Annotated in this window: 9 protein-coding genes; 8 read left to right on the forward strand and 1 reads right to left on the reverse strand. The window is 35.2% G+C overall.

Annotation, left to right across the window (positions count from 1 at the left end):
- The first annotated feature begins 76 nt into the window (after nt 1–76).
- The 5 genes from HMPREF9402_RS07990 to HMPREF9402_RS08010 all read left to right on the forward strand — a co-directional run bounded on the left by HMPREF9402_RS07990 (nt 77) and on the right by HMPREF9402_RS08010 (nt 5,492).
- Nucleotides 77–1,237 carry a serine hydrolase domain-containing protein gene (locus tag HMPREF9402_RS07990; RefSeq protein WP_009607068.1) on the forward strand — a complete coding sequence of 387 codons (1,161 nt, stop codon included), beginning with the start codon at nt 77–79 and terminating at the stop codon, nt 1,235–1,237.
- Between the two features lie 78 nt (nt 1,238–1,315).
- Complete coding sequence (locus HMPREF9402_RS07995) at nt 1,316–2,176, forward strand: metallophosphoesterase family protein (protein ID WP_009607064.1); 861 nt, start codon at nt 1,316–1,318, stop codon at nt 2,174–2,176.
- Nucleotides 2,177–2,295: 119 nt separating this feature from the next.
- Nucleotides 2,296–3,129 carry a putative RNA methyltransferase gene (locus tag HMPREF9402_RS08000; protein WP_006784684.1) on the forward strand — a complete coding sequence of 278 codons (834 nt, stop codon included), beginning with the start codon at nt 2,296–2,298 and terminating at the stop codon, nt 3,127–3,129.
- A gap of 108 nt (nt 3,130–3,237) precedes the next feature.
- Nucleotides 3,238–3,678, forward strand: a complete 441-nt coding sequence (gene msrB / locus HMPREF9402_RS08005) for a peptide-methionine (R)-S-oxide reductase MsrB (RefSeq protein WP_009607059.1) — start codon at nt 3,238–3,240, stop codon at nt 3,676–3,678.
- A gap of 317 nt (nt 3,679–3,995) precedes the next feature.
- Entirely contained in the window at nt 3,996–5,492 is a 1,497-nt protein-coding gene (locus HMPREF9402_RS08010; RefSeq protein WP_009607060.1) for a sodium-dependent transporter, read from the forward strand.
- Nucleotides 5,493–5,711: 219 nt separating this feature from the next.
- Here HMPREF9402_RS08010 and HMPREF9402_RS14185 read toward each other — a convergent pair.
- Nucleotides 5,712–6,850, reverse strand: a protein-coding gene (locus HMPREF9402_RS14185; protein WP_229059730.1) for an IS3 family transposase whose coding sequence is annotated in 2 segments (ribosomal slippage) — nt 5,712–6,628 and nt 6,628–6,850 — 1,140 coding nt in all. Because the reading frame shifts where the segments join, the coding sequence is not laid out codon by codon here.
- A gap of 190 nt (nt 6,851–7,040) precedes the next feature.
- Here HMPREF9402_RS14185 and HMPREF9402_RS08025 point away from each other — a divergent pair.
- The 3 genes from HMPREF9402_RS08025 (at nt 7,041) to HMPREF9402_RS14570 (ending at nt 8,534) form a co-directional block, all read left to right on the forward strand.
- Nucleotides 7,041–7,817: a threonine/serine ThrE exporter family protein gene (locus HMPREF9402_RS08025; RefSeq protein ID WP_006784681.1), complete on the forward strand. Its 777-nt coding sequence runs from the start codon at nt 7,041–7,043 to the stop codon at nt 7,815–7,817.
- Complete coding sequence (locus tag HMPREF9402_RS08030) at nt 7,814–8,260, forward strand: threonine/serine exporter family protein (protein ID WP_006784680.1); 447 nt, start codon at nt 7,814–7,816, stop codon at nt 8,258–8,260. Before HMPREF9402_RS08025 ends, HMPREF9402_RS08030 begins: the two co-directional genes overlap by 4 nt.
- A 121-nt stretch (nt 8,261–8,381) precedes the next feature.
- Nucleotides 8,382–8,534, forward strand: coding sequence for a hypothetical protein (locus tag HMPREF9402_RS14570; RefSeq protein WP_009607070.1), 153 nt, complete (start codon nt 8,382–8,384; stop codon nt 8,532–8,534).
- The last annotated feature ends 346 nt before the right edge of the window (nt 8,535–8,880 follow it).

The raw sequence follows: 8,880 nt of genomic DNA on the forward strand, positions 1-8,880 counted from the left end.
TCGTATGATAAACTAGTAACGAAGGGAGGATATTAGAGTTTAGAAGGAATAGGGTCGATGTTTTAAGGGAGGATTTATGAATAAAAGAGCTTTGGCAGTGGCAATCGTTACTGCATTATTGAGTGGTTGTCAAAAAAGTGGACATGAAGAGTTTAAAATGGAGTCATCACTAGAAGAGAGTGATGTTATAGATATAGCATCTCAAGAAGAAACAGTCGAAGAGGAAATCGTGACGGAAATAATTTCAAAGGATTATGAGACCGTTGCAAAATCAATTGATGCTTATTTGCAAGAGCAGTTATTCAATGGAGTAGCGTTAGTCTCAACAGGTGATGATTTAATTTTAGTTAAAGGTTATGGGTTAGCTAATGTTGAAAATCATGAACCGATGACAATTGATAAAAAGTTTCAGATTGCTTCGGTCTCAAAGTCATTTGTGGCTGTTAGCATTTTACAATTAGTCGAAAGTGGGCAATTGACTCTTGAGCAAACGATTGATACGTATTTTCCAACGTTACCCCATGGAGAAGAAATTACCATCCATCAATTGCTAACCCACACCTCGGCTCTTTATTCAGGCGATGATTTGACGAATTATAATCAGGCGACGACGCTTGATCAGGTGATTGCAGATGCTTTTAAGGAAAATAATCTGTATTATGAAGAACCAGGTGTCTATGCGATTTATTCAAATTTAGGTTATGATCTTCTGGGGGCCATTATTGAGCAAATTACAGGAATGTCTTATGCTGATTATGTTCGACTTAATATCTTAGAGCCTTGCGAGATGACAGATTCAGGATTAAATATGGATGCGGTGCCACTAGATAATATGGCAACCGCTTATAATGGAAATATTGCAGAGGGTTATAATGCGAAGATTTTGAATCCTTCGTTTGGATATGCTTCAGGTGGTTTGCATTCAACCGTTATGGATTTGTTTAAGTATGATCGAGCGCTTGCTAAAAATGAGTTGATTTCTGAGGAAAGTTTTAAGATGATGTCTACACCGTATTCTAAAATTGGCAATAAGGATTACGGTTATGGGTGGTACGTTGATATGTATCTTGAGAATACGATTTCCCATCCTGGTAACTTGATTGGATGGCATTCCATGCTTTTGCATCATAAAGAAGATAAAGTATCCGTCATTTTATTGACCAATCACGATGAAAGCGATATGAATATGGCATTTACCATCGCTCGATTAGTGTTAACCAATTTGGAATCGGAATAAAATAAGAAAAAAGAGTCGTAATTTTTTAATTATGACTCTTTTTTGATATAATAAAAGCCTTAGAAAGGGGATTGTCAAATGAGAATAGGTGTGATAGCAGATATTCATGGGAATTTACATGCCTTGAAGGCGATTATTCGCGACTTAAATAAAGCAGGAATCAGTGATTATATCATTGCAGGCGATTTAATCGCAGACTGTTCGCAACCTAATGAGGTTTTAGATTATATTAAGACCCTAAATGCAACGGTGATCAAAGGAAATCGTGAAGATTATGTTTTGAGTTATTTAAAAGGTGAGAACCAACACTGGAGAAACTATGAACAGATGGCAAGTGTCGTATGGACGGCGAAAACGTTAACGAAAGAAAATGTGGAGTATATTAAAGGGTTATCTGATTCGTGTGTGAGGTCGTGTGGGAAGTGTGGGTGGATCAGGATTGTACATGGATCACCCTTTCATATTAGTGAGCACTTATATGAGGATAAAGAACAAGATCGTTTATTAGAAGCAGTTCAAGCTTGTCAAACTGAAGTACTCGTTTGTGGACATTCGCATCGACCTTGGAAAAAAGAAGTGAATCAGACACTGGTGTTAAATCCAGGTGCAGCGGGAGTCCATTTTAATCAGTGGAGTGGGGCTGAGTATGCTATCTTAAGTTTTGAAGATGGCAAGTGGCAAGCTAGTCATCATATTGCATTGTATTCAGTTGAGGATTTTAAACAAACGATGTACAAGAGCTCGCTTTATGAAGTGGCACCGATATGGGCTCGTTTAATTGTACAGTCGATTGAAGAAGGATTTAATGCCAATATTAATTTCTTACGCTCATTTGAAGCAACTGATTTTCATGATGGATTGATTGAAAATGAAGTTTGGAACCAACGAGCTAAGGTGTGGTTTAATTTTGAAATAAATCATCACCATGGAAATAATTAAAATTCTTCAAAAATGACCAGAATTAAACAGAATCTTTAATGAATAGTCAATTTAATCATTTTACGTCAGTTATGATATAATAAGATAAAAATATAGTTATGAAGTGAGGTTCATGGATCATGATCAGTAATTTTATATGTCCGCTTTGTCAAACCCAATTAGTAGTAGAAGAAAGAAGCTATAAATGTCACAAGGGACATAACTTTGATAGAGCAAAGAGTGGATACATTAATCTTTTAATGTCACAACAAACGAAAAAAAAGCGTCATGGTGACGATAAATTAATGGTTCAGGCCCGAAAAGAATTTTTAGAATCAGGTTATTACAATGTTTTACGTGAAAAACTGCAAGATGTTGTAAACAAGCATGCCAAAGATCAGGATGTAATCTTAGATGCTGGTTGTGGTGAGGGCTGGTATACGGATCATATACTAAAGCATTTAACGGAGCAGTCTTTGCACATTAAGATGCTTGGGATTGATATTTCAAAGTGTGCCGTTGATTATGCAGCCAAACGTAATAAAAAGATTGAATTAGCAGTGGCAAGTATTGCTGATTTACCAGTCGCGGATCAATCATGTGACATCATCATTTCTATTTTTGCTCCGTTTTTAGGTGAGGAATGTCAACGTGCGTTAAAAGAAGATGGACTTTTGATTAAAGTCATTCCACTCGAGAAACATTTATGGTCGTTAAAAAAAGCGGTATATGACACGCCTTATGAAAATGTCATTGAGAATTTAGAGGTAGATGGTTTTGAGTTAATTGAAAGACATGATATTAAAGAGATGATGCATCTTACAAATAATCATGATATCGTTAGCTTATTTATGATGACACCGTATTATTATAAAACAGGCCGAGAAGATCAAATGAAGTTAAACCCAGTTCAAACACTTGATACAGAAATTGAGTTTGCTATATTAGTTTATCGAAACCAGATAGGTCGCTAGAGGGATGTTTAATCCCTCTGTTTTTATTTTCAGCTACTTACAGATTAGGGACTCACTGATTGGGCGATAATAAAGCATATGAATTTTTTATAGGTGGTGTAATGTTAGATGAAGTATCAAAAACCAACTCAAGACGAGTTAAGAGCTAGATTAACTCCGATGCAATATGAAGTGACACAAAATAATGGAACCGAGCCTCCATTTACTAATGAATATGATCAACATTTTGAAGAAGGAATTTATGTTGATGTTGTGAGTGGGGAACCCCTCTTTTTATCACGTGATAAATTTCATTCGGGCTGTGGGTGGCCTGCCTTTTCAAAGCCCATTCATCGGAGTATGATTAAGGAGAAAGCCGATTGGTCCCATCAGATGCATCGAATTGAGGTGCGAAGTCAAAAAGCAGATTCTCATTTAGGTCATGTGTTTAATGATGGACCCTTATCATCGGGTGGTTTACGATATTGTATTAATTCAGCTGCCTTACGTTTTATTCCAAAATCAAACATGAAAGAAGCGGGATATGGACAGTACATCGAATTATTGTAGATTCATTTGCTTCCATTTTTGTAACAGTATCTTAATCATGTCTGTTTAGTGCACTCTCGTACATAGGCTATTTCATGAATAAAGTGTGCATCATTCTTTGAGTTTCTCAAATTTTATTTAAAAATCGCTTTTCTATTTTTTAGAGAAAAGCGATTTTTTTCTTTTATAAATATGTCCAAAATGTGTCTTGTGTTTTTGATGAGATATGTTAGAATAACATTGAATTACAATTATTGGTAATTAATTATTTGATTATGAAGGGGAAATCATGATCAAGAAGAGTTAATTATAGATTAGAAATCAGGGGGGATGAGTGTATGGCAAGACAACAATGGAGTTCAAGAAGTACTTTTATTATGGCTGCCATTGGTTCGGCGGTTGGACTTGGAAATGCTTGGCGATTTCCGGGGATTGCGTATGCAAATGGGGGAGGTGCCTTCTTAATTCCTTATTTTGTGGCGTTACTAACAGCTGGAATTCCATTATTAGCACTTGAGTTATCTATCGGGAAGAAATATCAGTCTGGTGCTCCAAGTGCTTTTGCAAAAATGAATAAAAAGTTTGAATGGATTGGTTGGTGGGGAGTCGGAACAGCATTTTGTATTTGTGCGTATTATTCAGTGGTCGTCGCATGGGTCATTGAGTATGTGGCGCTGTCATTTAAGTCACCTTGGATTGAAAAAGGGGCAGCTGATATCTTTACGGGGGATGTATTACAGGTTTCGAGTGGAATGTTTGATTTCGGTGGTTTTAGTCCTGTGGTGTTTTTAGCACTTATTTTTGCTTGGGTTTGCATTTGGTATTGTATCCGTCACGGAGTCACATCAGTCGGGAAAGTCGTGAAGTATACCGTTATTTTACCTGTTATTTTACTTGTTTTCTTAATTATTCGTGCGATGACTTTACCGGGAGCATTTGACGGTTTGAGTTATTACTTAGTTCCAGATTGGTCAGCATTACTAGATATTAATGTGTGGGCGGCAGCTTACGGTCAAATATTCTTTAGTTTGAGTATCTTATTTTCTATTATGGTGGCCTACGGTAGTTATTTAAACAAAGAGGCAGAAGTAACAAAAGATGCGATGATCATTGGGTTTGCAGATGCGGGAATTAGCTTTTTATCCGGAATCGCAGCCTTTGGGACACTTGGATACTTATCAGCAGTCAGTGGAACACCGATTTCACAAATGAAGCATACGGGGATTATGCTAGCTTTTGTAACGTATCCTGAGGCGTTAGCTCAAATGCCAGGTGGCCGTTTGGTAGTCATTTTATTTTCTCTTGTTTTTTTCATCATGTTATTTACCCTTGCAATTGATTCTGCCTTTTCGATTGTTGAAGCTATTATTACAGCGGTGGTTGATAAATTTGGATGGAATAAATCCAAAACAACGTTATGGGTATGTGTGATTGGATTTGCATCGAGTCTAATTTTTGCGACACGGGCTGGACTTTATTGGTTAGATGTTGTGGATCACTTTGTGAATGACTTTAATTTAATTGCGATTGGATTCGTTGAATGTTTAGCTTTAGGATGGGTATTTGGAGCGGATAACATCCGCGACTATCTCAACAGTAATACCGATTTTAAATATGGAAAGTGGTGGAGTGCCTGCATCAAATACCTTTGCCCAGTTATCTTCTTATTTATTAGTGTGACTTATTTAATCACAAATTTAACAACACCATATGATGGTTATCCAGTATCTAATCTAATTGCTGGGGGATGGGGGATTGTCCTATTAACCGTTATTTTTGGTATTGGAATAAGTTTGGTGAAAGGTAAAAATGAGGATAAAGCCACAGTTAGTTAAGCTAGGTTTACTAAGAGAGGAAAGTCTATCTTGAAACATCACAACTAAAAAACATTTATTTTCCTAATAGAAATGATAAAACGAGCTTAGAAAGTGACATGAATAACCTATTAAGTAAATGGCTTAAATTTATTTAATAGGTTCTTTTGTTAAATAAATTTAGGCCATTTAAAGTCTGTGGATCTAGGTCAATATTTTGGACACAAAAAAGTTAAGTTTTTAAGCAATTTGTCGTGCAAGTTGCTCACATTCTTCTGGTGTTAAATAATTAATGGATCCATGAATTCTTTTACGATTGTACCAGCCCTCAATATATTGAAATAAGGCCATTCTAGCCTGTTCAAACGTCACATATTTGGTTTGATACACTTCTTCTTTCTTTAAAGTGGCATGGAACGATTCAATACAAGCATTATCGTAAGGGCATCCCTTACGGCTAAAAGATTGAACGACATTAAGTTCTGAAGTTAAGTTTTTAAAGTCTTGGCTGGTATACTGTGTCCCTAAATCAGTATGGAGTATAACCTTGTCTTTGGGGCTTTGAGAAACATAAGCATTCTTTAAGGCTTGAACAATAATGTCCGTTGTCATTTGCTTAGAAAAATGATAACCAATAATTTTCTTTGAATGTAAATCCATGACTGAAGCTAAGTAGCACCAACCTTCTTCTTGAACGTGAATATAAGTAATATCTGATACCCATTTTTGATTAATTGAAGTCGTCGAAAAATCCTGTTCTAGAATATTATCACGATCTAAAACAAGTTCTTTAGATTGTTTGTATGGGGTATATTTCTTTTGAATAATCGAAGCTAAACCGCCTGATTTCATTAATCGCTGAACACGTTTCAAGCTAACAGAGAATCCTTCTTTAATCAATTGACGGTGTACCTTAATGGCACCATATCGACGGCTACTTTCAAAATAAATCTTCTTAATTCGTTCAAGCAGTTGATGATTTTCACGTTTCCACTTAGATTCAATTTGATGCTTGGATTGATAATAAGTGCTTCTTGGGACACTTAAGACCTCACAAAGTTGCTTAATATCATGTTCTTGATGATGTTGATCAATAAACTGACATAATTCAGATTGAGTTACTTTCTCACGAATATGGTCATAGCCTTTTTTAAGATTTCATTTTCCTCTTGTAGACGTAACATCTCTTGTTTCATGCGCTTAATCTCCTCAAGTGTGATGTCAGTATCATCGATTGAAGTAATAGGAGCAATTTGTTTGATCCATTTATAGATAGTGACTTCTGATACACCATATTCACGACTAAGTTCTTTGACTGAATGTCCGGTTTTATAAAGTTCAACAATCATTGATTTAAATTCAGTATTATATTTTTTCATACAGACACATCCTTTTATTAAGTCTATTGTAGCGACTTAACTTAAGTGTGTCCATAAAACTATACTAGCACCACTGACTTAGTAAAAATTAGTTATGATTCACCATTTTTGTGTCAATACTAATAATAGAACGTTAAGATTAACAAAACATTTGTTTAAGATTGAAGAGTTAACAGTAGGAGTTGTCGTCATGAATGAAGAAAAGAATCATCCACAGCAAGTTTTAATGCTTGCATTAGATATTGGCGAGAAGCTAACAAAATGTGGTGCAGAGATTGGACGTGTTGAAGATTCTATTATTAGGATTTGCAAAGCATATGGAGTTAAACGAATTGATGTTTTTGCGATCAGATCATTAATTATTGCGACCATCCAAACAACTGATGGTGACATTATTACGCAAACGAGGCGAATATATTCTTATGGTACAAATCTTGAAGGGTTAGAAGGCGTGAATACGTTATCTCGTCTGATTTGCGAGACAGCACCAAATTGTATAGAAGTTCGAGAAAAAATTAATGAATTGGAACAATCTCGCCCTCCAATCAATTTTTCTGTCTGCTTGGGTTGTATTCTCATTGCGACAAGTTCTTGTATTTACTTTGGAGGAGAAGTCATCGACATGGTTCCATCTGCCATCGTGGCAGCTTTTATTTTTTACTTAGATAATTATTTTAAAAAAGATTACATGAATCAGGTCTTATATATGGTATTGTGTTCCATGCTCGCTGGAATGCTGACGATTTTATTAGTTAAGTTAGGGATTGGAAAAAACATTGATAAGATAATGATTGGAGATATTATGGTTTTAATCCCGGGTCTTGGAATAATGACAGCTTTTAGAGAGATTTTATCTAGAGATTTATTAGCTGGCTTAATGCGATTTTTTGAGTCAATTTTAGTTGCGTCAGCCATTGCGTGTGGATTTTCATTAGCATTATACTTTATGGGAGGTCTATTACAATGAAAGAAAATATGATTTTAATCATCAGTGCAACCATTGAGAGTTTAGGGTTTGCACTCCTTTTTCGAGTAAGGAAAGATAGACTGATTTATGGTACGATTGGGGGAATGGTTACGATTACCATTTATTTATGGCTCTTTTCTATTCATCAAGATGCTTTTTTAAGTAACTTAATTGCAGGAATTTTTGCAACCGCTTATTCAGAAATCTTTGCCCGTGTTTTAAAATCTCCTGCTATTGTCTTTTTAGTGCCATCTGTTATTCCATTAGTACCCGGAGGAAGTCTTTATTATGCGATGAGAGCTTTTATTTTAAATGATGAACCTGAGTTTTCAAGTCATCTTCATAATACATTTAGTACAGGAATAGGGATAGCCGTTTCGATTATATTAGTATCCATTTTCTTTTACTATTTAAAATCGTTAAGAAAAAAGTTTAAGTATTAACGCTTCAGGATGAAAGATTAGTTTTGATTAGTCTGATAAAAAAAGTCAGCGAAATAGGGGCGATTTGCTATAATAGAAAGATGAAAACGATAATGAATCGGTATTAGAAGGAGAGATTAAAATGAATGAGAAGACCTATCTTTTAAAAGAGATTGAATTACAATATAACTATCGACTTGAAGATGGAGTTACGTACACTAAGTCAAAATATTTAGTGAATGATCTTTTTAAAAGTATTAAAGGGAGTGTTAATTGTGAGTTTGGCGGTTTTTGAACAACTTGGTTTCACGGAAATAGAAGTCAAGCAGCTGATTAAAACTTATATCGATCAGTTATCTAAATAATCGAATTTCGCTGTCTTTAAGGGTTCTAAAAACGAAGACTGATTAAAAAACGTTATATTTTATCCTATTATTTGACAATATTAGGTAGATGAATTATGATAGTGTCATTATAAATGAAGACAGGAGGTGCTAAGCATGGAAAATACAGAAAAAATTCTTGAAGCGATGAAAAATGCTGGAGAACCTCTTAACAATGGTAAAATTGTAGAGTTAACAGGTCTTGAAAAGAAAGACGTCGAAAAAGCGATGAAACAATTAAAAGCTGAAGAAAAAATT

Origin of the sequence: Turicibacter sp. HGF1, from assembly GCF_000191865.1 — a bacterium.
GTDB lineage: Bacteria > Bacillota_I > Bacilli_A > MOL361 > Turicibacteraceae > Turicibacter > Turicibacter sanguinis.

What these genes read in the sequence shown, in the direction of transcription:
- HMPREF9402_RS08030 (WP_006784680.1), top strand. Translation starts at nt 7,814, where the DNA reads ATGAAAGAAAATATGATTTTAATCATCAGTGCAACCATTGAGAGTTTA.
- HMPREF9402_RS08010 (WP_009607060.1), top strand. Translation starts at nt 3,996, where the DNA reads ATGGCAAGACAACAATGGAGTTCAAGAAGTACTTTTATTATGGCTGCC.
- HMPREF9402_RS07995 (WP_009607064.1), top strand. Translation starts at nt 1,316, where the DNA reads ATGAGAATAGGTGTGATAGCAGATATTCATGGGAATTTACATGCCTTG.
- HMPREF9402_RS08025 (WP_006784681.1), top strand. Translation starts at nt 7,041, where the DNA reads ATGAATGAAGAAAAGAATCATCCACAGCAAGTTTTAATGCTTGCATTA.
- HMPREF9402_RS14570 (WP_009607070.1), top strand. Translation starts at nt 8,382, where the DNA reads ATGAATGAGAAGACCTATCTTTTAAAAGAGATTGAATTACAATATAAC.
- HMPREF9402_RS07990 (WP_009607068.1), top strand. Translation starts at nt 77, where the DNA reads ATGAATAAAAGAGCTTTGGCAGTGGCAATCGTTACTGCATTATTGAGT.
- HMPREF9402_RS08000 (WP_006784684.1), top strand. Translation starts at nt 2,296, where the DNA reads ATGATCAGTAATTTTATATGTCCGCTTTGTCAAACCCAATTAGTAGTA.
- msrB (WP_009607059.1), top strand. Translation starts at nt 3,238, where the DNA reads ATGAAGTATCAAAAACCAACTCAAGACGAGTTAAGAGCTAGATTAACT.